The 20,098-nt window shown below is 54.9% G+C and carries 19 protein-coding genes and 3 tRNA genes; 17 read left to right on the forward strand and 5 right to left on the reverse strand.

What is annotated here, in order from left to right:
* The first annotated feature begins 32 nt into the window (after positions 1 to 32).
* The 6 genes from tolB (at position 33) to CTZ24_RS05830 (ending at position 3,201) form a co-directional block, all read left to right on the forward strand.
* Positions 33 to 1,328: a Tol-Pal system beta propeller repeat protein TolB gene (tolB, locus tag CTZ24_RS05805; protein WP_208725027.1), complete on the forward strand. Its 1,296-nt coding sequence runs from the start codon at positions 33 to 35 to the stop codon at positions 1,326 to 1,328.
* Positions 1,329 to 1,392: 64 nt separating this feature from the next.
* On the forward strand, positions 1,393 to 1,905 hold the full coding sequence (pal, locus tag CTZ24_RS05810; RefSeq protein ID WP_013508313.1) for a peptidoglycan-associated lipoprotein Pal: 513 nt from the start codon (positions 1,393 to 1,395) through the stop codon (positions 1,903 to 1,905).
* Positions 1,906 to 1,914: 9 nt separating this feature from the next.
* Entirely contained in the window at positions 1,915 to 2,721 is an 807-nt protein-coding gene (gene cpoB / locus CTZ24_RS05815) for a cell division protein CpoB (RefSeq protein WP_208725028.1), read from the forward strand.
* Between the two features lie 166 nt (positions 2,722 to 2,887).
* Positions 2,888 to 2,963: transfer RNA gene (locus CTZ24_RS05820), tRNA-Lys, on the forward strand.
* A 53-nt stretch (positions 2,964 to 3,016) separates the two neighbouring features.
* Positions 3,017 to 3,092 (forward strand) — tRNA-Lys (locus CTZ24_RS05825).
* A 33-nt stretch (positions 3,093 to 3,125) separates the two neighbouring features.
* Positions 3,126 to 3,201 (forward strand) — tRNA-Lys (locus tag CTZ24_RS05830).
* An 89-nt stretch (positions 3,202 to 3,290) separates the two neighbouring features.
* On the opposite strand, the gene CTZ24_RS05835 is transcribed toward CTZ24_RS05830, so the two are convergent.
* On the reverse strand, positions 3,291 to 4,766 hold the full coding sequence (locus CTZ24_RS05835; protein WP_208725501.1) for a DNA-3-methyladenine glycosylase 2 family protein: 1,476 nt from the start codon (positions 4,764 to 4,766) through the stop codon (positions 3,291 to 3,293).
* A gap of 158 nt (positions 4,767 to 4,924) precedes the next feature.
* Between CTZ24_RS05835 and CTZ24_RS05840 the strand changes: the two genes are divergently transcribed.
* From CTZ24_RS05840 to pnuC, 3 genes are all read left to right on the forward strand, one after another.
* A complete protein-coding gene (locus tag CTZ24_RS05840; RefSeq protein WP_021182426.1) occupies positions 4,925 to 5,410 on the forward strand; it encodes a methylated-DNA--[protein]-cysteine S-methyltransferase in 486 nt (161 codons plus the stop codon).
* A gap of 157 nt (positions 5,411 to 5,567) precedes the next feature.
* Complete coding sequence (nadA, locus tag CTZ24_RS05845; RefSeq protein ID WP_208725029.1) at positions 5,568 to 6,629, forward strand: quinolinate synthase NadA; 1,062 nt, start codon at positions 5,568 to 5,570, stop codon at positions 6,627 to 6,629.
* 30 nt (positions 6,630 to 6,659) lie between these two features.
* Positions 6,660 to 7,379, forward strand: a complete 720-nt coding sequence (pnuC, locus tag CTZ24_RS05850) for a nicotinamide riboside transporter PnuC (RefSeq protein ID WP_021182428.1) — start codon at positions 6,660 to 6,662, stop codon at positions 7,377 to 7,379.
* Here pnuC and zitB read toward each other — a convergent pair.
* Genes zitB through CTZ24_RS05865 form a run of 3 tightly spaced genes read right to left on the reverse strand, consistent with a single transcriptional unit; the run spans position 7,376 to position 11,944 of the window.
* Positions 7,376 to 8,335 carry a CDF family zinc transporter ZitB gene (gene zitB, locus CTZ24_RS05855; protein WP_021182429.1) on the reverse strand — a complete coding sequence of 320 codons (960 nt, stop codon included), beginning with the start codon at positions 8,333 to 8,335 and terminating at the stop codon, positions 7,376 to 7,378. The genes pnuC and zitB overlap by 4 nt on opposite strands.
* Positions 8,304 to 11,378: an ATP-binding protein gene (locus CTZ24_RS05860; RefSeq protein ID WP_208725030.1), complete on the reverse strand. Its 3,075-nt coding sequence runs from the start codon at positions 11,376 to 11,378 to the stop codon at positions 8,304 to 8,306. The genes zitB and CTZ24_RS05860 overlap by 32 nt, the downstream gene beginning before the upstream one ends.
* Complete coding sequence (locus CTZ24_RS05865) at positions 11,360 to 11,944, reverse strand: response regulator transcription factor (RefSeq protein ID WP_021182431.1); 585 nt, start codon at positions 11,942 to 11,944, stop codon at positions 11,360 to 11,362. The genes CTZ24_RS05860 and CTZ24_RS05865 overlap by 19 nt, the downstream gene beginning before the upstream one ends.
* Before the next feature lie 120 nt (positions 11,945 to 12,064).
* Between CTZ24_RS05865 and CTZ24_RS05870 the strand changes: the two genes are divergently transcribed.
* The 7 genes from CTZ24_RS05870 to CTZ24_RS05900 all read left to right on the forward strand — a co-directional run bounded on the left by CTZ24_RS05870 (position 12,065) and on the right by CTZ24_RS05900 (position 18,311).
* Complete coding sequence (locus tag CTZ24_RS05870; protein ID WP_208725031.1) at positions 12,065 to 12,922, forward strand: MurR/RpiR family transcriptional regulator; 858 nt, start codon at positions 12,065 to 12,067, stop codon at positions 12,920 to 12,922.
* Between the two features lie 133 nt (positions 12,923 to 13,055).
* Positions 13,056 to 14,393 carry an aspartate aminotransferase family protein gene (locus CTZ24_RS05875; RefSeq protein WP_208725032.1) on the forward strand — a complete coding sequence of 446 codons (1,338 nt, stop codon included), beginning with the start codon at positions 13,056 to 13,058 and terminating at the stop codon, positions 14,391 to 14,393.
* A gap of 2 nt (positions 14,394 to 14,395) precedes the next feature.
* Entirely contained in the window at positions 14,396 to 14,947 is a 552-nt protein-coding gene (locus CTZ24_RS05880) for a carboxymuconolactone decarboxylase family protein (RefSeq protein ID WP_208725033.1), read from the forward strand.
* Positions 14,948 to 15,084: 137 nt separating this feature from the next.
* Entirely contained in the window at positions 15,085 to 15,837 is a 753-nt protein-coding gene (glnH, locus tag CTZ24_RS05885; protein WP_208725034.1) for a glutamine ABC transporter substrate-binding protein GlnH, read from the forward strand.
* A 51-nt stretch (positions 15,838 to 15,888) separates the two neighbouring features.
* Positions 15,889 to 16,545: a glutamine ABC transporter permease GlnP gene (gene glnP, locus CTZ24_RS05890; protein WP_208725035.1), complete on the forward strand. Its 657-nt coding sequence runs from the start codon at positions 15,889 to 15,891 to the stop codon at positions 16,543 to 16,545.
* Positions 16,546 to 16,547: 2 nt separating this feature from the next.
* Entirely contained in the window at positions 16,548 to 17,270 is a 723-nt protein-coding gene (gene glnQ, locus CTZ24_RS05895) for a glutamine ABC transporter ATP-binding protein GlnQ (RefSeq protein ID WP_036624772.1), read from the forward strand.
* Positions 17,271 to 17,291: 21 nt separating this feature from the next.
* The gene (locus CTZ24_RS05900; protein WP_208725036.1) at positions 17,292 to 18,311 is read left to right on the forward strand and encodes a C45 family autoproteolytic acyltransferase/hydrolase; all 1,020 of its coding nucleotides are present in this window, start codon (positions 17,292 to 17,294) and stop codon (positions 18,309 to 18,311) included.
* A 44-nt stretch (positions 18,312 to 18,355) separates the two neighbouring features.
* On the opposite strand, the gene CTZ24_RS05905 is transcribed toward CTZ24_RS05900, so the two are convergent.
* On the reverse strand, positions 18,356 to 18,712 hold the full coding sequence (locus CTZ24_RS05905) for a YbgS-like family protein (protein WP_208725037.1): 357 nt from the start codon (positions 18,710 to 18,712) through the stop codon (positions 18,356 to 18,358).
* Positions 18,713 to 19,003: 291 nt separating this feature from the next.
* Here CTZ24_RS05905 and aroG point away from each other — a divergent pair, with 291 nt between their 5' ends.
* Positions 19,004 to 20,056, forward strand: coding sequence for a 3-deoxy-7-phosphoheptulonate synthase AroG (aroG, locus tag CTZ24_RS05910; RefSeq protein WP_208725038.1), 1,053 nt, complete (start codon positions 19,004 to 19,006; stop codon positions 20,054 to 20,056).
* The last annotated feature ends 42 nt before the right edge of the window (positions 20,057 to 20,098 follow it).

Below are 20,098 nucleotides of genomic sequence, written 5' to 3' on the forward strand. Positions count from 1 at the left end.
TCATGAACTCAGGTTCAGATAAGGGAGAAAAGATGAAGCAGGCACTTCGTGTAACCTTAGGTTTTTTTGTACTGCTGTGGGCGGCCATGCTGCACGCGGAAGTACGCATTGAAATTACGCAGGGCGTGAATACCGCACGTCCTATTGGTGTGGTTCCTTTCCAGTGGGCCGGTCCGGGCGCTGCACCAGAAGATATTGGTGGCATTGTCGCAGCAGACTTGCGTAACAGCGGTAAATTCAATCCGCTGGATCGCTCACGTCTGCCGCAGCAGCCGACCAGCGCACAGCAGGTTCAGCCTGCCGCCTGGAGCGCACTGGGTATCGACGCTGTCGTGGTAGGTCAGGTCACCCCGAATGCCGATGGCAGCTACCAGATCGCTTACCAACTGGTGGATACCGGTGGTGCACCGGGCACGGTACTGGCGCAGAACTCTTACAAAGTGACGAAGCAGTGGCTGCGTTATGCCGCACACACTGCCAGTGACGAAGTGTTTGAGAAGCTGACCGGTATCAAAGGTGCCTTCCGTACCCGTATCGCGTACGTGGTACAGACCAACGGTGGTCAGTTCCCGTATGAACTTCGCGTTTCTGATTACGATGGTTACAACCAGTTTGTGGTGCATCGTTCGCCGGAACCGTTGATGTCACCGGCCTGGTCGCCGGACGGCAGCAAATTGGCTTATGTGACCTTTGAAAGCGGTAAATCTGCGCTGGTAGTGCAGACGCTGGCAAATGGTGCGATTCGCCAGGTGGCTTCTTTCCCGCGCCACAACGGTGCGCCAGCCTTCTCGCCGGATGGTTCTAAACTGGCATTTGCCCTGTCTAAAACCGGTAGCTTGAATCTGTATGTGATGGACCTGGGTTCAGGTCAGATTCGTCAGATTACCGATGGGCGTTACAACAGCACCGAACCCACTTGGTTCCCGGATAGCCAGACCCTGGCTTACACCTCGGATCAGGCCGGTGCGCCACAGATTTACAAAATTGGCATTAACGGCGGTGCGCCACAACGTATTACCTGGGAAGGTTCACAGAACCAGGATGCGGATGTGTCTGCCGACGGTAAAACAATGGTGATGATCAGCAGCGCCGGTGGTGCTCAGCATGTCGCCAAACAGGATCTGGAAACGGGAGCCGTTCAAACGTTAACGGACACGTTCCTGGATGAGACGCCAAGTCTGGCTCCTAACGGCACGATGGTAATCTATAGCTCTACTCAGGGGATGGGTTCCGTGTTGCAGTTGGTTTCAACCGATGGGCGTTTCAAAGCGCGTCTTCCGGCAACTGATGGACAGGTAAAATCACCTGCCTGGTCGCCGTATCTGTGATGCATCAATCCCCTGCTGAGGTGGGGGATCATATGTATGGCAAACAAAATAATAGGATAAAGAAATGCAACTGAACAAAGTGCTGAAGGGTTTGATGCTGGCTCTGCCGGTTATCGCAGTGGCTGCATGTAGCTCTCACAAAAACAACAACAACGACCAGACTGGTATGGGTGCTGATGGCGCTTACGGTTCTGGCCAGAACGGTAACATGTCTTCTGACGAGCAGGCACGTCTGCAAATGCAGCAGCTGCAGCAGAACAACATCGTTTACTTCGGTCTGGACAAGTATGACGTGCAGTCTGAGTACGCTCAGATGCTGGATCAGCACGCTGCTTTCCTGCGTAGCAACCCGTCTTACAAAGTGACCATCGAAGGTCATGCGGATGAGCGCGGTACGCCGGAATACAACATCGCCTTGGGCGAGCGTCGTGCTAACGCAGTGAAAATGTACCTGCAGGGTAAAGGCGTGTCAGCTGATCAGATGTCTATCGTTTCTTACGGTAAAGAGAAGCCGGCAGTTCTGGGTCACGACGAAGCGGCTTACGCTAAAAACCGTCGTGCCGTTCTGGTTTACTAAGATAATCACATGATGAGTAACTTCAGACTTCATCTCTTGAGTCTGTCGTTACTGGTTGGTGTAGCGGCCCCCTGGGCCGCTAATGCCCAGGCGTCAATCAGTAGCGTTGGCTCAGGCTCGGTCGAAGACCGTGTCACCACTCTTGAACGAATCTCCAATGCCCAGGCTCAGCTTTTGCAGCAGTTGCAGCAGCAGATGAGTGACAACCAAAGCGATATCGATTCGCTGCGCGGGCAAATTCAGCAGAACACCTATCAGCTTAATCAGGTGATTGAACGCCAGAAGCAGATCTACCAGCAGATTGACAGTTTGAGCAGCGGTAATAATGGTGCTCAGGCCAGCGGTGGTGGTGATGCAGCGGCAGCCGCCGGTGGTGCTGATGCTGGTGCTGCCACCGCAGGCAGCAGTGACAGCGCAGCAACCGCAGCGCCGACACAAAGCGGTGATGCTAACAGCGACTACAATGCCGCTGTAGCGCTGATTCTGGAGAAGAAGCAGTACGATCAGGCCATTACTGCGTTGCAGGCATGGGTGAAGCGTTATCCTGATTCGACTTACCAGCCCAATGCCAATTACTGGCTGGGGCAGTTGTTTTACAACAAGGGCAAAAAGGACGATGCGGCCTATTATTTTGCCACTGTGGTAAAAAACTACCCAAAATCGCCGAAAGCCGCAGAAGCGTTGTTTAAGGTTGGGGTGATCATGCAGGAGAAGAACGACACGGCGAAAGCTAAAGCGGTCTACCAGCAAGTGATCAAACAATTCCCAAACAGCGAATCGGCAAAGCTGGCGCAGAAACGTCTCGCCGGGTTGTAATTTGTGCAGCACAGACCGGATTTCGTGTGATTTCTGGTCTGGCCGCATGAAAGGTAAGCAATTGAGTAATTTGGTGGAAAATAAGGGTTGCGCTACCCCGCTAAATCAGTAATATATGCCGCCGTTGCCGGGACATATCTTAACAAGTATCGGCAGCGCTGAAGATGGGTCGTTAGCTCAGTTGGTAGAGCAGTTGACTTTTAATCAATTGGTCGCAGGTTCGAATCCTGCACGACCCACCATCTCAACCTCTAATCGGTTCAGTGTTTTCTTCAGTTTGCTTCACAACCACGATGGGTCGTTAGCTCAGTTGGTAGAGCAGTTGACTTTTAATCAATTGGTCGCAGGTTCGAATCCTGCACGACCCACCATCTGGTCACTCTGGTTGTAAGCCCTCATCGAGCGGGTCGTTAGCTCAGTTGGTAGAGCAGTTGACTTTTAATCAATTGGTCGCAGGTTCGAATCCTGCACGACCCACCAATATGTAGAAAGGCGCCCTAAAGGCGCCTTTTTGCTTTCCCGGGATTCGGATGCGTAGCGGTGCGATTTATCGCGCTCTTTTATGACCGTTACGAATCATGCTTTTCTGCGCGATCAATCGCACCGCTACGCCAGATATGCAGCACCGCATAACTGCGCCACGGACGCCACACCTGCGACAGTTGTTCCGCTTCCTTAGCACTTACGCCGCCCAGATTGTTACGAATCGCGATATCCTCTTTGGGAAACGCATCCGGCCAGCGCAGCGCCCGCATCGCGATATAGCTGGCGGTCCATGGACCGACCCCTTTCAACGCCAGCAATTGCTGCTGCACCACATCCGGATTTACCGCGCCATTAAAACGTAAGACACCCGAGGCGCAGGATTGAGCCAGTGCGATGATCGCCTGGGAACGTGCGCTGACAATCCCAAGGCTGGCGATATCATCCTGGGTTGCAGCCGCCAGCGTTTCTGCGCTGGGAGAGAGGCGCGACAGCTCAGGCCACGGCGTTATCATGGGCTCGCCAAAACGCTGTGCCACACGGCTACTCAACGTCGTCGCCGCCTTGACCGTCACCTGCTGACCGAGAATCGCCCGCACTCCCAGCTCAAAACCATCAAACGCGCCTGGCACTCGCAGGCCGGGATACTTTGCCAGACTCGGTGCCAGTAACGGGTCCTGGGCTAACTGGTCGGCAATTCGCTGCGGTTGGGCATCCAAATCGAACAAATCGCGCAGGCGGCGTAGCAGGGCGGGCAACACCGGCGTCAGGCTGGTGGTGAATTGCACCTTCAGCGCCTGTTTCTCAGGATAGTGGCTGACGCGTACCCAGCCCTGACAACCGCCCAGCGCCACGGTACGGTGATAAACGCCTTCTGACACCCATTCCACCTCCTTCATCACGCGCTGTTGCAGAAAATCGAGTATCGCCTCCCAGTCATAAGGCGGGCGATAACTCAGGCGGAGTTCCGCGCTCTCCTGCAACGGTGTGCCGGGGGCAGGGGAAGCCTGTTTGCGCAGGCGGGATGGCGTCATACGATAGCGGGCCTGGAACACATCATTGAATCGGCGCAGGCTGTTAAAACCGCTGGCATAGGCGATTTCCGTGATTGGCAGCGAGGTTTCAGTCAATAGCTGCTTCGCCAGCAACATGCGCCGGGTTTGCCGTAATTCGATCGGTGATACGCCCAGTTCCTGTTGCACTACGCGGCGCAGCTGGCGCTCACTCAGACCAAACTCGCTGGCAATCTCCGCCAGCGTTTCCTGCTCTTCCAGCAGGCCTTCTTCAATGCGGCGGATCAGCCGATCGGCGATACGATGGTGACTATCAACCGGGGCAAAACCGGGAGCCAGTTCCGGGCGGCACCGCAGACAGGGGCGAAAATGGGCCTTCTCTGCCGCTTCAGCGCTGGAAAAGAACAGGCAATTTTTCTGCATTGGGGCTTTAACCGGGCAGATCGGTCGACAATAGATGCCGGTTGATGTCACACCAACAAAAAACAAGCCGTCAAAACGGCTGTCGCGCGATGTCAGCGCCTGGTAAGCAATATCGGGATCAAACATCATCTTCTCCAGCAAATAAACCGCATCCTCGCGCAGCCTGGCGACGAAAACTCGCTGCTTTCGGACAGCTAATCAGTTTATCTGCATGACCGAAAACAGCCAGTTTATGGCAGCAAAAGTGCGATAATGCACCACAGATATCAAGCCGGAGGCGCACTATGTATCATGCAAAAATTATCGCTACCCCTGTGGGCGATCTCACCTTAATTGCCAGCAATAAAGGACTATCGGCGATTTTGTGGGAGAACGAAGGATCACAACGCGTGCCGCTCAAGCCGATCAGCCGTGATGACCAGCATCCGATCTTATGTGAAACCGAACGCCAGCTAGGCGAATACTTTGCCGGGCAGCGTCAGCAGTTTGACCTGCCCTATGACACCGTCGGCACTGAGTTTCAGAAAAAAGTCTGGCAGGCGTTGATCACCATTCCTTTTGGTGAAACCCGCAGCTATCGCCAGATCGCCGAGCAAATTGGTAATCCTAAAGCGGTGCGGGCCGTCGGTGCGGCCAACGGTAAGAATCCACTGTCGATTGTGGCACCTTGCCATCGTGTTATTGGCAGCAATGGCAAACTGACCGGATTTGCCGGTGGCTTGCCGGTCAAAGCCTTCCTGCTGGAACTGGAAGGGATGCCAAAACGCTAACCGCGTCACAGCCACTCTGCTTTGGGTAAAAAAAACACGACACGCTCGGTGAGATCCGCTATCTTGTTTAGCATATAAAACACGATGGCGGATTTTGTGCCATCTTAATCGCCATGTAAGGCGATTTTGTTAAATTAAGAAAACCGAGAGCCGTGTCATGAGTCTGATGTTCGATCCTGAAAGCGCGATCTACCCCTTCCCGCCGAAACCGGCGCGTCTCAGCCAGGATGAAAAATCGTTTTATATCGGAGAAATTAAACGGTTACTAAAAGAACGCGATGCGGTGATGGTGGCGCATTATTACACCGATCCAGAAATTCAGGCTCTTGCGGAAGCCACCGGTGGCTGCGTAGCGGATTCGCTGGAAATGGCGCGTTTTGGTAGCACTCATCCGGCCTCCACTCTACTGGTGGCAGGGGTGCGTTTTATGGGCGAAACCGCGAAAATTCTCAGCCCGGAAAAAACCGTGCTGATGCCTACCTTGCAGGCGGAATGCTCGCTCGATCTGGGCTGTCCGATTGATGAGTTCAACCGCTTTTGCGATGCGCACCCGGATCGTACCGTGGTGGTGTATGCCAATACCTCGGCAGCGGTTAAAGCCCGCGCTGATTGGGTTGTGACCTCCAGCATCGCGGTTGAACTGATTGAACATCTCGACAGCCTCGGTGAGAAAATCATCTGGGCACCGGATCGTCATCTGGGGCGCTACGTTACGCAGAAAACCGGCGCGGATGTGCTGTGCTGGCAGGGGGCCTGCATCGTACACGATGAATTCAAAACCCAGGCGCTGCAACGTATGAAGGCGCTCTATCCTGATGCCGCAGTGCTGGTCCACCCGGAATCCCCTCAGGCGATTGTCGATCTGGCCGATGCCGTCGGTTCTACCAGCCAGCTGATTCAGGCGGCGAAAAGCCTGCCGCATCCGCAGATGATTGTCGCCACTGACCGCGGCATCTTCTACAAAATGCAGCAGGCGGTACCGGAAAAGGAGCTGCTGGAAGCACCGACTGCCGGAGAAGGGGCCACCTGTCGCAGCTGTGCGCATTGCCCGTGGATGGCAATGAACGGGTTGAAAGCGATTGCCGAAGGGTTAGCGCAGGGCGGCAGTGAGCACGAAATCCATGTCGATGATGGATTACGCGAAGCGGCGTTGCTGCCACTCAACCGCATGCTATCCTTTGCAGCGGAACTCAAACTCAAGGTGAAAGGGAACGCCTGACGCGCTGCACCTTTCAGACAGGTGCCCGTTATGGATTTCTTTAGCACACAAAACATTCTGGTTCATATTCCTCTCGGCGTCGGCGGCTACGATCTTTCCTGGATCGAAGCGGTTGGCACCGTGGCTGGCCTGCTGTGTATCTGGCTGGCCAGTCTGGAAAAAATCATCAATTATTTCTTCGGCCTGATCAACGTTACCCTGTTTGCGGTGATCTTCTTCCAGATCCAGCTCTACGCCAGTTTGCTGCTGCAACTGTTTTTCTTTGTCGCCAATGTCTATGGCTGGTATGCCTGGAGTCGGCAAAATGAAGCGCAGGAAGCGGAGCTGAAAATTCGCTGGCTGCCGCTGCCAAAAGCGCTGGGTTGGGGGGCCGTATGCGTCATTGCCATCGCGCTGATGACCTTCTGGATTGATCCGGTGTTTGCCTTCCTGACCCGCAGCGCGGTAGGCATCATGCAGGGGCTGGGGTTGCAGGTGGTGATGCCGCAATTACAACCGGATGCCTTCCCGTTCTGGGATTCCAGCATGATGGTGTTGTCGATTGTGGCGATGATTCTGATGACGCGTAAATACGTGGAAAATTGGCTGCTGTGGGTGGTGATCAATGTCATCAGCGTGATGATTTTTGCCCGCCAGGGCGTCTATGCCATGTCGCTGGAGTACGCCATCCTGACGCTGATCGCGCTGAACGGTTCCCGTTTGTGGATCAAAAGCGCACGCGAACATGGCTCGCATGCGCTCTCCTCTTAATGATGTTGGTGCACATGACCGGCATGATGATGCGGGTCATGCTGCGTACTCCCTGAGTCGAAGCACAATTCACAATCCGGCCCGCTACAGGGCTGGTACTCCATCTGCACCGTGGCGTGAGCGATCTGATAATGCTGGTGCAGGTAGCGATGAATGCGCACCAGCAGCGCGTCGTGGTCATAAGGCGGGATCACCTGTACATGCAGCGTCAGCACCGGTTTCTCGCCCACTTGCCATAAATGCACATGATGGACATTGCGCACTTCAGCGATATTCAGAGTCAGTTCGCGTTTGAGCTTATCAACATTGATATGACCGGGCGCGCCCTCCAGCAGTTCGTGCAAGCTCTCACGCAGCAACGACCAGGCGCTGCGTACCACCAGCAGCGACACCAGCAGCGACAGAATCGGATCGATAGGCGTCCAGCCGGTGAACATAATGATCACCGCCGCGACAATAGCACCGACCGAACCCAGCAAATCCCCCAGCACATGCAGGGCGGCTGCGCGCACGTTAAGGTTCTTCTCTTCGCTGCCATGATGTAGCAGCCAGAAGGAGAGCAAATTCGCCAGCAAACCGGCCACGCCAATGGTTAGCATCAGGCCACCGGCGACCGGCTGCGGTTGATAAAAGCGCCGTAACGCCTCCCAGACAATCATCACGGTAATCACCAGCAAGGCAATCGCGTTGACAAAGGCTGCCAGCGTGGTGAGACGCAACAAGCCAAAGGTATGACGCGCATTCGGTTTGCGTCGGGAAAATTGCACAGCCAGCAGCGCCATCAACAGGGCGGCGGTATCGGTAAGCATATGACCGGCATCCGCCAGCAGGGCCAGCGAACCGGAGATCCAACCGCCAATCGCTTCGACCAACATAAACAGGGCGGTAATGCCAAAGGCCGCCGCGAGGCGGGTATGGTTGCCGTCAGGCGTGTTGTGAGAATGGGTGTGTGCCATAACTTTCCAGTTTTTTCAGTAACCTGTTCGTTAATGATATCAGTAAATTGAGTTGCTCTGGTTCCAGCCGTTGCTGTTTGGCGGCTTCTGCCAGTTGCTGACAATGGGACGCAACCTCGTCCATCCCCAGCAACAGCCAGCTGCCTTTCATCCGATGTGCGGCGCGCGCCAGTGCTGGCCAATTCTGCGCGGTGCTGGCGGTCAGCAGGGTGTCGCGGTCCTGTAGCATCGTGCGTTGCAACGTCTGACAAATGCGCGGAATCATGCTGGCGTTGTGCTGCGCAAGGATATGCAGGCTGTCGGATAGCTGTATCAGCGGGTCCTGGCTGGCGCGCGCCAGCAAGGGGGCAACATCATTCAGCGTGATCGGTTTTACCAGCAGCGCTTCGCTGGGTTGAAGCGGCAGCTTGACCAGCTGCGCATCTGCGGAACAGATCACCCGCAACGCATTATCACCACGTTGTCGCTGGCGGCGACGCAGGATCCGCAACAGCGTGAGGCCGTTGGGACGCGGCATCATCTGGTCAATAAACAGCAGGTCAAAGGGCTGCCGAGCATCCGCGCGCAGCAATGCGCGCCCCTCATCAAACACCTCGGCATGAATGGCAAAAAGCGCCAGTTGCTGCTGCATCACCAGCAAATTGGTGGGATGGTCGTCGACAATCGCCACGCGTAGCTGCGGATAGTGCGGCCAGGCGGCAGAATCGCTTTCCGTCTGACTGTCGACAAGGGTGAGCGGCAGCGTGACCTCAACGCGGGTGCCCGTCCCCGGTGCTGACGTTAACGTCAGGCTACCGCCCATGCGCTGCACAATCTCCCGGCAGATAAACAAGCCAAGACCGCTGCCCTGCACGGCGAGGGCTTTACCGGACGGTGCCTGATACCAGGGTTCAAATAACTGCGCCTGCTCCTCTTGCGGGATGCCGCTGCCGCTATCCGTCACCACCAACACGATGGCGTCATTGACCGCCAGCGTCAGGTGGATATCACCCTGACGGGTAAACTTCAGCGCGTTTGCCACCAGATTATTCACCACCTGTTGCAGGCGGTCGCCGTCCAGCAGTACCGTGCCGGGCAGACGAGTTAACGCCTCCACCACCAGCTGTGGGCCGGCATCCCGCATTAACGGATGATAGAACTGCTGCTGCTGTTGCAGCCAGTGCGACAAATTCAACGGGCGCGGTGCCAGGCGAAAACTGTGGCTCTCGATGCGCGCGTGATCCTGCAAATCATTCAGCAATGCCATCAGCGAGCGTGCGCTGCTGTGCATCAGTTCCAGCCGGGCGCTGGGATGTTGCTGTTGTTCCAGCTCCAGCAGGCCCAGAATCGCCTGCATTGGTGTACGAAGCTCATGGCTGGCGGTGGCAAGAAACTGACTTTTCGCGGCATTGGCCCGCTCGGCCTGCTCGCGTTGCAGACGTTCGCGCCGTTGTTGCAGGTAGCGACGTATCAGCAGCACCAGCAGCACCAGAATCGCGATACCCGCGGCAATCAGCACCAGTAGCGGCACATTACGCATCGCCATGCTGGTGCCGGGCTGTGGCGGCACCGACCAGTTATCGCGCATCTGGTTGAGGGTTTCCGGTGGGATTTGCTGTAGCGCCCGATCCAGCAAGGCACGCAACACCGGTTGTTGATCGCTGATTTGCGGGGCCAGTGGCCAGGCAATATCACTGGCGGCAAACGCCAGATGGATGCGCTCACCATAATGGCTGGCGATGCGCCAACGTGCCGATAGCACATTATCCACCAGCGCATCGATTTGGTTGTTACTCAGCGCCTGCCACAACTGGGCACGGTCGTCAAAAACCTGGACGTTAATTCCACCGGGCAGCATGCGTTGTGCCAGGTCGTCGCGCAAGATACCTACGCGTTGTCCCTGAAGCGCCTGCCAGTTCATGGGCTGGTGCGTCGACAGGGTGTAAATGCCCCAGATGGCACGCCATACCGGTAGCGTGGTGGTGCCGTCCAGCGCAGGCAGAACGCTGAGCATCACCTGTTGCTGCTGGAGCAAGGTGGCCGCCTGTTGTGGATTCGCCACCCAGTGCGGGGTGAAATGCAGGCCGGTGCTCTGGCTGAGTGCGTTGAGTAAATCAATAGCAAAACCCCGTGGGTTGCCATTGGCATCACGATAGCTCCAGGGGGCGTTATCAGCCTCAGCGGCATAGGGGATTTGCTGATGTTGCGTCAGCCACTGCTGCTCCGTCGCAGAAAGCATCAGCGTCTGCGTATCCTGATAACGCAGCAGCGGGGGACTCCAGCGCTGCTGAACCCGGTTGCTGAATTCGGCAGGCAGCAGACGCAGTTGCTGATTAAGCCACTGGATCAGGGCCGGATCGCGAGCCATCGCTCGCAGGGTGAGATCTCCGGCACCCGGGTCAGCGGTGATTTGGTAGATCTGCCCCTGCTGCAACTGACTGAGCAGAAATCCGGCGCTGGTTTGGTCAGCCACCAGGTAGTCGCTTTGCTGATTGAGCAGCGCATACAGCGCCTGAAGATCCCCCGGTAACGCATACCAGCGATGCGCACGCACAAAATTTTCCGGCAGCTGCGCCAGCGTGGATTGGGCCACGGTGAGTTGCGCATTGTGGCTATTGAACATCACGGCGCGTTGATTTTCGCGGTTGCGGTAGATACGCACCGGGCTGGTGTACCAGCTATCGCTGAGGCGAATGTCGGGTGATAAGGAGGCGTGGTTGGTACTTAGCACCAAATCAACCTCACCGCGCGCCAGCGCGGCCAGTTGCTGGTCACGATCGGCATAGGTTTGCAACACGAAGTGGCTGCCCGTGAGCTGGCTGAGCGCGCTCAGATAGTCAGCGTCGACACCCCAAATCTGATCGCCGATGCGCATCACCCAGGGCGCGCTATTTTGCGCGGGGAGCGCCACGCGCAGGGGAGAGGACGACCACGGCGTGCTGTGTGGCGCAGGCATCATTGACGGCAGCATCACGCTGCTGGCGGGTTGTAAATCGGCCTGTACCACGGTGCTGAAAAGCCAGACCAGCAACAAAAGCAGACGTCTCACTGATGTGCTTTCCACAGTTCAGCCAGTTCAACCACCGAATGCACCCCGGTTTTCTCGAGGATGTTCTTCTTATGCGTGCTGACGGTTTTGTTGCTGATATGCAGTTGTTCAGCAATCTGCAAATTCGACAGGCCGCGAGCCAGCAGGGCAACAATCTGCTGCTCTTTTTCGGTCAGTGGTAAATCGATGCGTTCTGGCAAGGCTGGAAACGCCTGTTGCCCGCCCAGCACCGCGAGAATTGCACTCAGCAACTGCGCCATGCTCTGGCTTTTCACCACATAACCAGCAGCACCTAGCGAGGCGGCGCGCAGCAGGGTATGACGACTCTGCTCCGCTGAATAGATCAGTACCGGACAGTCGGGATGATGTATGCGCAGACGACGCAACAGTTCCAGCCCGTCGCTGTCCGGTAAGCCAATATCAAGGATAACCAGGTCGATAGCTTGTTGTTGCAGCAATTGGCGCGCCTGGGCTTCGTCACCGGCGGCGTACAGCTGTAACGGAATCGGGGAGTTGACGCAGGCAGCACTCAGCGCGACTTCAACTAACGGGTGATCATCAATAAGCAGCAGCGCAGCCATAATCCTGTCCTGTCGTTTTCGTTGTTTTAGCATAACGGAAAAGCAGGGGAATATTCATTATCTCCCCGGCGTATGAGTGTTAACATCGTGCCGTTACCCTTTTTATGATGACGAAACGCGATGAATCTACGGGAAAATATTGTCAGTCAGTTCAGTTCACTCTCGCCAGAGTTACAGCGTGCCGCCGAATTTTCCCTGCAACATGCCAACAAACTGGTGGTGTTGTCGATGCGCGCTTTTGCCGCTGAAGGCGGCGTCAAACCTGCCACATTGCTGCGGCTGGCGCAGCGCCTTGGTTATCAAGGCTGGGGTGAACTGAAAAGCGCCATGATTGATGATCTGGGTTTGCGCAATGATACATATGTATCCAAAGCGGAAAAACTGATTGCGAAAGGCACCCAGCCAGCGCTGTATGAAGAGGTTTTTCTGGCGCATCAGGCCAATCTGGCCTTTACCCAGACAGAAAACCAACAGGCAATGCAGCAGGCAGTCACCTTGCTGGATGAGGCGGAAAACGTCTATATCTGCGGTTTTCGTGCCAGCTTCCCCATCGCCTGGTCGCTGTTTTATGTCTACCGGCTGTTTAACCGTCAGGTGTCATTGATTGATGGTCTGGCGAGTAACATCGAAGTCTTTACCCGCGAGTTAAGTGGCAAAGATTGTGTGCTGCTGACCAGCTTCGCGCCTTATTCACGCGAATCGCTGGATGTCCTGCACGCGGCAACTGAGGCCGGTGCGCGTATCATCGCCATTACCGATTCCCCGGTTTCCCCACTGGCACAGGCGGCAGATTGTACCCTGTTGTTCTCTATCGACAGTCCTTCCTTCTTCCCTTCGGTGGTGTCGGGTATGGGGTTAGCGGAATGCCTGCTGGCGATGCTGGTGGCGCGTCATGGACGCGAAGCGGTCAGCAAGATTGAGAGCGCGGAACGTTATCTGATTGATTCGGGAGCCTACGTTATCCCTGGCAAATCCTGACGGCTGATCCATTTGTTCCTGTCATAAGAAAATGAAATGCATTTGTATCATATTTGCATTGACGTGATTCAAATGGATCATGCAAGATGCAATCAATATCGAGCACAAGCGTTTTCAGGAACAGGAACAAAGCATGAGTCAGATCATTCACCGCAGCCTTCGTACCACGCCAGCCGTGGCGGTGAGCGCGCAGGGGGCTTACATCACCGATATTCATGGTAAGCGTTTTCTCGATGCCTGCGGGGGCGCGGCAGTTTCCTGCCTGGGGCATGGTCATCCCGAGGTGCTGGCCGCCATGCACCGCCAGATTGATCAACTGGCTTATGCGCACACCAGCTTTTTCACCAGTGAAACTGTTGAACAGTTGGCTGCGCAATTAACCCGCACTGCCCCTGGCGATCTGAACTATGCCTACTTCGTTTCTGGCGGCTCCGAAGCGGTTGAGACGGCGCTAAAACTGGCACGTCAGTATTTTGTTGAGATTGGTCAGCCTGAGCGCACCACCTTTATTGCCCGCAAGCAGAGTTATCACGGTAATACCCTTGGAGCGTTAGCGGTAGGGGGAAATGAGTGGCGTCGCCGTCAGTTTGCCCCTTTGTTGATGGATGTGGTTCGCGTGTCGGCATGCAATGAGTATCGCGATCGTCGTGACGATGAAAGCCAGCAGCAATATACCCAGCGTCTGTTGAATGAACTGGAAGAAGCGATTCTGACCACCGGGCCGGAGAAAATCATCGGTTTCTGCGCGGAAACGGTGGTCGGTGCGACTACCGGTGCCACGCCGCCAACCCCCGGCTATTTTCAGGGTGTGCGCCGTTTATGCGACAAGTACGGCATCCTGTATATCGCCGACGAAGTGATGTGCGGCATGGGACGTACCGGCACCCTGCATGCTTTTGAGCAGGACGGCGTGATACCGGATATTGTCACCATCGCCAAAGGCTTAGGTGGCGGTTATCAGCCGATTGGTGCGGTGCTGGCGAGCGAAAAAATTGTCGCGGCATTACAGGCGGGCAGTGGCTTGTTCCAGCATGGTCATACTTACATCTGTCACGCCACGGCGGCCGCAGCGGCATTGGCGGTACAGCAAGTTATTGAGCGCGACAACCTGCTGGCACAGGTACAGCAGCAGGGGGCATATCTGCAACAGGCGTTGCGTGAGGTGTTAGGTGAGTTGTTGCATGTCGGAGACACGCGCGGGCGCGGTTTGTTCGCGGGCGTGGAACTGGTACAGGATAAAGCCAGCAAGACCCCGTTCGATCCGGCACTGAAGCTGCATGCGGCAATCAAAGCGCAATGTATGGCGCGTGGTTTAATGGTGTATCCAATGGGCGGCACCCTCGACGGTCAATATGGCGATCATATCCTGATCGCACCACCGTTCATCGTCACTCGCCCACAACTGGATTTTGTGGTGGATACGCTGCATCAGGTAATTAGCGAAGAAACGCGCAAGCTGGCGGGGCGTTAATTATGAATCGTTTACCGCCGCTGGCTGAACAGCAATGGAGCGAAGAACAGCGTCAGTTGGCTGAAGAGATCATCAACGGACCGCGCGGTGCCTTGTTGCCACCGTTTGAACCGCTGTTACGCAGTCCGGAGTTGATGGCGCATGCACAACGTATGGGTGAATATCTGCGTTATCGCAGTGCGCTGGGTCAGCGCCTGTCGGAGCTGGCGATTCTGCTTACGGCGCGCCATTGGTCACAGCCGGTTGAGTGGGCGATTCACGCCCCTATCGCACGGGAGAAGGGGATCTCCGCCCACGCGGTGCAGGCGATTAACGAGCAACGCTTGCCTGAAGATTTACAGGATGATGAGTGGGTGCTGTATCACTTCTGCCAGCAGCTGCATCAACAGAAAAAAGTGAATGATGACACCTGGCAACAGGCCATCGCCCTGTGGGGTGAGAAAGGTGTGGTCGACCTGATCGGTATCAACGGTTATTACAGTTTTCTTTCCATGATAATGAATGGCGCACAGACGCCAGTACCCGACACCAGGGATTTTATTATCCCCGCATAAGTGGTTCACTCGAAAATAAGGGCAGGCATTGCGCCCTTATTCCCCGTGCTGAATAACATTGATGAATAATGGTAGCCAATATTTATTGTGCTGCGCGAATGCTACTGCCTGCTGTTTCACTGACGCTGAGGGTTATTATGTCTGCATTTTTTTCAAAATTAAAAGTCACGCTGGCACTCGTTGCCTGTTCGGCCAGTTTTGTTGCTACGGCCCAGGATAAATTGGTGGTGGGTGTGGATACCGCTTTTGTTCCGTTTGAATTTAAACAAGGCGATAAATATGTCGGTTTTGATATCGATTTATGGGATGCCATTGCACAGAAAATGCATGTCAGCTATGAATTACGTCCAATGGACTTCGGTGGTTTAATTCCGGGCTTGCAATCACGCAATCTGGATGTGGCAATGGCCGGGATTACCATCACCGATGCTCGCAAACAGGTGGTGGATTTCAGCGATGGTTATTATGACGCCGATTTATTAATGGCGGTTAAAAGCAGTGATAACGCCATCACCAAATTCAGCGATTTGGCGGGTAAAAAAGTGGGCCTGAAACAGGGCACTGCGGCGGCCAGCTTTATGAAAGCCAAATATAAAGCGGATTACGTTGAGTTCCCGAATATCGACAACGCCTACCTTGATTTGCAGGCCGGTAATCTGGATGCCGTGGTGCACGATTCACCGAACGTACTCTATTACGTGAAAACTGCCGGTGATGGCAAAGTGAAATCTACCGGAGAAACCGACAGCATTCTGCCGCAGCAGTACGGTTTCGCAATGCAGAAAAACAGCAGCTGGACGCCAAAAGTTAATGCGGCGCTGAAAGCATTACGCGCCGACGGCACCTACAACAAAATCTACGTAAAGTGGTTTGATAAACAACCTAAATAATCCTGTCAGGCCGGTGAAAACCGGCCTGAATTTAGCTGAATTGGTCGTGCTATGAATTTCGAAACCAAATATATATGGGAATCCCTGCCGCTGTTATTACAGGGATTACAATTGACGTTGATTATTTCCCTGACGGGATTGCTCGGTGGGTTTGTGATTGGCCTGCTGGCGGGAACCTGCCGTGCCCTGGGTGGCCGTATCACGAAAACGATATCATTAATTTTCGTTGAGCTGATCCGTGGTACACCTATTATGGTGCAGGTGATGTTTATTTACTTCGCATTGCCGATGGTGTTACCAATTCGTATCGATCCGGTGAGCGCCGCGATTGTCACCATTATTATTAACTCTGGTGCCTATATTGCAGAAATTACCCGTGGCGCCATTTTATCCATTAATAAAGGTTTTAAAGAGGCCAGCCTGGCGATGGGGCTCTCCCAGCGCCGTACACTATGGTACGTGATCATGCCGCTGGCGTTACGTCGTATGATTCCGGCGCTGGGGAATCAATGGATTATCAGCATTAAAGACACCTCATTATTTATTGTCATTGGCGTGGCTGAATTAACGCGTCAGGGTCAGGAAATTATTGCGGGCAACTTCCGTGCACTGGAAGTCTGGACCGCGGTCGCGCTGATTTATCTGCTGGTGACGTTGTGCCTGAGTTTCCTGCTGAAGCAACTGGAGAAAAGGATCCATATTTTATGAGCATGGTTGAATTTAATGCGGTCTCCAAGCATTTTGGTGCGACTCAGGTGCTGCACGATATCAATTTAAAAATTGAAGCCGGGGAAGTGGTGGTGATCATCGGTCCATCGGGATCGGGCAAATCAACGCTGCTGCGTTGTATTAACAAGTTGGAAGAGATTTCTTCCGGCACCCTGCTGGTGGCAGGCATGCACATCACCGATCCCCACGCCAATGAGTGTGATATCCGCCGCGAAGCAGGGATGGTGTTCCAGCAGTTTCACCTGTTTCCGCATCTGACCGCGCTGGAGAACGTGATGTTTGGCCCAATTCGCGTGCGTAAGCAGAGTAAAGCGGCGGCACGCGAACAGGCGCTGGCGCTACTGGATCGCGTCGGGCTGCGTGAACGTGCCAATCATTATCCCTCCGAGTTGTCCGGCGGCCAGCAGCAGCGTGTCGCGATTGCCCGTGCGCTGGCGGTGAAGCCGAAAATGATGCTGTTTGACGAACCGACGTCGGCCCTCGACCCGGAGCTGCGCCATGAGGTGTTAAAGGTGATGCGCTCGCTGGCGGATGAAGGCATGACAATGGTGATCGTCACCCATGAGATCGGTTTTGCGCGTGATGTGGCATCGCGACTAATCTTTATTGATGGTGGCACCATTGCGGAAGATGGCCCGCCTGATATTCTGCTCAACGCCAGCAGCAATCCGCGTCTGAAAGAGTTTTTGCAGCACGTTTCCTGAATATAAGTGAATGATAACACCATGAAAAAAATCGCAATCAGTGGATCCGCATTTGCCGTCGGTAAGCAATTAGGTGAGTTTGGCCGTGATGCCTGGCATCAGAAGCTGACGCAAACCCGGCTGTGGCAAACGGTGATCGCCATGCAGGGATCGGCACAACTCCAGGCAATGCGCGCTGCGGTGATCGCGCAGTATCCGCTGATTTGGCAGGAGCTGGAAGGTATGGCGCAGGGGCTGGGCGTCCCGGTTGACGAGGTCCTCGCATGGAACTGCCGTGGCGATCTGGTGCGTTCCACTTCGGACGGTTGTACTACCGTGGCGGGTAGTCGCGTGACCGGTGAGATTATCATCGCCCATAACGAGGATGGTTTCCCGCAGCTGCGCGAGGATTGCGCGCTGGTCAGCATCACGCCGGATGACGGGCTGGGGTTCACCAGCTTTGCTTATCCCGGCTCAATTCCCGGTCATACCTTTGCAGTTAACGAGAAGGGCATCGTCAACACGGTGAATAATATCCGTGCGCTGCACCGCCCGGCGGGTTTACCGCGTCAGGTGCTGGCCCGCGCGGCGTTAAACGCCGCCACGCTGGACGAGGCGGTTCTGCAATTAACCACGCATACGCGTGCCGGGGCATTTCACCATACGCTGGGACAGATGGGCGACGGTCGTGTATTCAGTGTGGAGGCCACCGGTTCGGGCTGTTCCGTGGTGCAGGTAACAAATGTGATGGGCCATGCCAATCACCTTGTTCACCCGGTGATGGACGATGTTCAGCAGGTTATCACCGCCAGTTCAGCTTCACGCCAGGCAAGATTAAAAGGCTGGCAGGCCAGTCAGTCAGAACTGGACGAGGATGCGGCAAAAGCGATTTTGTCGGACCAGCATGATGCTGAGCTACCGATCTACCGTTTATCACCGCAGGACCCGGATGACGAAAACACCCTCGCTACCGCGATATTCACCCTGAGTTCGCAGCGGGTTGACTGGCAGGTCTTCACCCTGGATCGCCAGCTTGCCGCGTTGAAGGGCTGGGTCAGTTAATGGACAGGTCGTCACCCTAAAGATGACGACCTGATTGAACAGGCTTACTGGCTGGTACCGTCGGTTTTGGTATTAACCTCACCGCTGCCTTTTTGCGTCTGGACTTTTTTGTTCATGTCCGGACATTTCCCTTCTTTACACTGGCTATTTTTATGAATTTCGCTGGCAGACATATTACTGCTGTCAGTACTACCCGACGTTGCCGCGCTATTCACATCAGTGTTGTTGATTTTGCTATTATCAACTTTATTCGGAGGCAGATTCTGTTTCGCGCCGCCAGCCGCCGCACCGGCATCCGCAGCCTGATTAGTTGTCCCGTTACTATCCGAAGCCGCCATCGCTGCTCCGCTACCAAGTGTCATTGCTGCCGTGAGAAAGATAATTGCAAACTTATTCATCATTATGCTCCTTTAATTAATGACAGTTGCCGTCTTGAACCCGATGGTGCAGTTTGACGAAAACAAAGCACCCCGACGGAATATAATTCCATCGAAGATGTGATGTGTGAATTTAACTAATGAAGTTTATTCAATACATGGTTCTTACTATTAAAAGTCTAGTGCAAAACCGCATAAATGCAAATTTCACTTATACCCTTTCCCCGCGCGGGTAATTTACAGCGCTAGTCTGACGGGCTACAGTGGACGGGTTGCGTCCGGCGCGCGCCGGGCCAGAAATTGAATGGACTAAGTATGAATTACCAGAACGACGATTTAAGAATTAAAGAAATCAAAGAATTATTACCTCCTGTTGCGTTGTTTGAAAAATTTCCCGCGACTGATAGCGCGGCACAGACCGTCGCGAAAGCCCGCCAGGCTATTCACCGTATTCTGCATGGCGAAGATGACCGCCTGCTGGTGATCATCGGGCCGTGCTCGATTCATGACACCGCAGCCGCCAAAGAGTATGCCGGGCGTTTACTGAAGTTGCGCGATGAGCTGAGCGGCGAGCTGGAAGTGGTAATGCGTGTCTACTTTGAGAAACCCCGTACCACCGTGGGCTGGAAAGGGCTGATCAACGATCCTTACATGGATGGCAGCTTCCAGATCAACGACGGCCTGCGTCTGGCGCGCAAATTGCTGGTGGATATCAACGATACCGGTCTGCCTGCGGCAGGCGAGTTCCTTGATATGATCACCCCGCAATACGTGGCGGATCTGATGAGCTGGGGCGCGATTGGTGCGCGTACCACCGAATCACAGGTGCACCGTGAGCTGTCTTCCGGTCTTTCCTGTCCGGTAGGTTTCAAAAACGGCACCGATGGCACCATCAAAGTGGCGATTGACGCCATTGGTGCTGCCAGCGCGCCGCACTGCTTCCTGTCGGTCACCAAGTATGGTCATTCAGCGATTGTCGAAACCAGCGGCAACGAAGATTGTCATATCATCCTGCGCGGCGGTAAAGAACCCAACTACAGCGCCCATCATGTGGCAGCGGTGAAAACCGGGCTGGAGAAAGCGGGCCTGACACCACAGGTGATGATCGACTTCAGCCACGCCAACAGCAGCAAACAGTTCCAGCGCCAGATGGTGGTGGCGGAAGATGTTGCGCAGCAGATTGCCGGTGGCGAGCAAGGTATTACCGGTGTGATGCTGGAGAGTAACCTGGTGGAAGGTAACCAGAGCCTCGACAGCGGTGAGCCGCTGGTATACGGCAAAAGCGTGACCGATGCCTGTATTGGCTGGGAAGATACTGACAAAGTATTGCGTCAGTTGGCTCAGGCGGTTAAACAGCGTCGCGGTTAATTTCCGTAGCGGCGCGATTTATCGCGCGGGTTTGATAACAGC

Source organism: Pantoea phytobeneficialis, from assembly GCF_009728735.1.
In the GTDB taxonomy this organism is placed as follows: Bacteria; Pseudomonadota; Gammaproteobacteria; order Enterobacterales; family Enterobacteriaceae; genus Pantoea; species Pantoea phytobeneficialis.

Bases quoted from the DNA above. Each gene is read 5' to 3' on its own strand.
- cpoB (WP_208725028.1), top strand. From the start codon at position 1,915: ATGATGAGTAACTTCAGACTTCATCTCTTGAGTCTGTCGTTACTGGTT.
- nadA (WP_208725029.1), top strand. From the start codon at position 5,568: ATGAGTCTGATGTTCGATCCTGAAAGCGCGATCTACCCCTTCCCGCCG.
- CTZ24_RS05870 (WP_208725031.1), top strand. From the start codon at position 12,065: ATGAATCTACGGGAAAATATTGTCAGTCAGTTCAGTTCACTCTCGCCA.
- CTZ24_RS05905 (WP_208725037.1), bottom strand. From the start codon at position 18,712: ATGATGAATAAGTTTGCAATTATCTTTCTCACGGCAGCAATGACACTT.
- pnuC (WP_021182428.1), top strand. From the start codon at position 6,660: ATGGATTTCTTTAGCACACAAAACATTCTGGTTCATATTCCTCTCGGC.
- CTZ24_RS05865 (WP_021182431.1), bottom strand. From the start codon at position 11,944: ATGGCTGCGCTGCTGCTTATTGATGATCACCCGTTAGTTGAAGTCGCG.
- CTZ24_RS05900 (WP_208725036.1), top strand. From the start codon at position 17,292: ATGAAAAAAATCGCAATCAGTGGATCCGCATTTGCCGTCGGTAAGCAA.
- glnH (WP_208725034.1), top strand. From the start codon at position 15,085: ATGTCTGCATTTTTTTCAAAATTAAAAGTCACGCTGGCACTCGTTGCC.
- pal (WP_013508313.1), top strand. From the start codon at position 1,393: ATGCAACTGAACAAAGTGCTGAAGGGTTTGATGCTGGCTCTGCCGGTT.
- CTZ24_RS05880 (WP_208725033.1), top strand. From the start codon at position 14,396: ATGAATCGTTTACCGCCGCTGGCTGAACAGCAATGGAGCGAAGAACAG.
- CTZ24_RS05875 (WP_208725032.1), top strand. From the start codon at position 13,056: ATGAGTCAGATCATTCACCGCAGCCTTCGTACCACGCCAGCCGTGGCG.
- CTZ24_RS05835 (WP_208725501.1), bottom strand. From the start codon at position 4,766: ATGTTTGATCCCGATATTGCTTACCAGGCGCTGACATCGCGCGACAGC.
- glnP (WP_208725035.1), top strand. From the start codon at position 15,889: ATGAATTTCGAAACCAAATATATATGGGAATCCCTGCCGCTGTTATTA.
- tolB (WP_208725027.1), top strand. From the start codon at position 33: ATGAAGCAGGCACTTCGTGTAACCTTAGGTTTTTTTGTACTGCTGTGG.
- glnQ (WP_036624772.1), top strand. From the start codon at position 16,548: ATGGTTGAATTTAATGCGGTCTCCAAGCATTTTGGTGCGACTCAGGTG.
- CTZ24_RS05840 (WP_021182426.1), top strand. From the start codon at position 4,925: ATGTATCATGCAAAAATTATCGCTACCCCTGTGGGCGATCTCACCTTA.
- zitB (WP_021182429.1), bottom strand. From the start codon at position 8,335: ATGGCACACACCCATTCTCACAACACGCCTGACGGCAACCATACCCGC.
- aroG (WP_208725038.1), top strand. From the start codon at position 19,004: ATGAATTACCAGAACGACGATTTAAGAATTAAAGAAATCAAAGAATTA.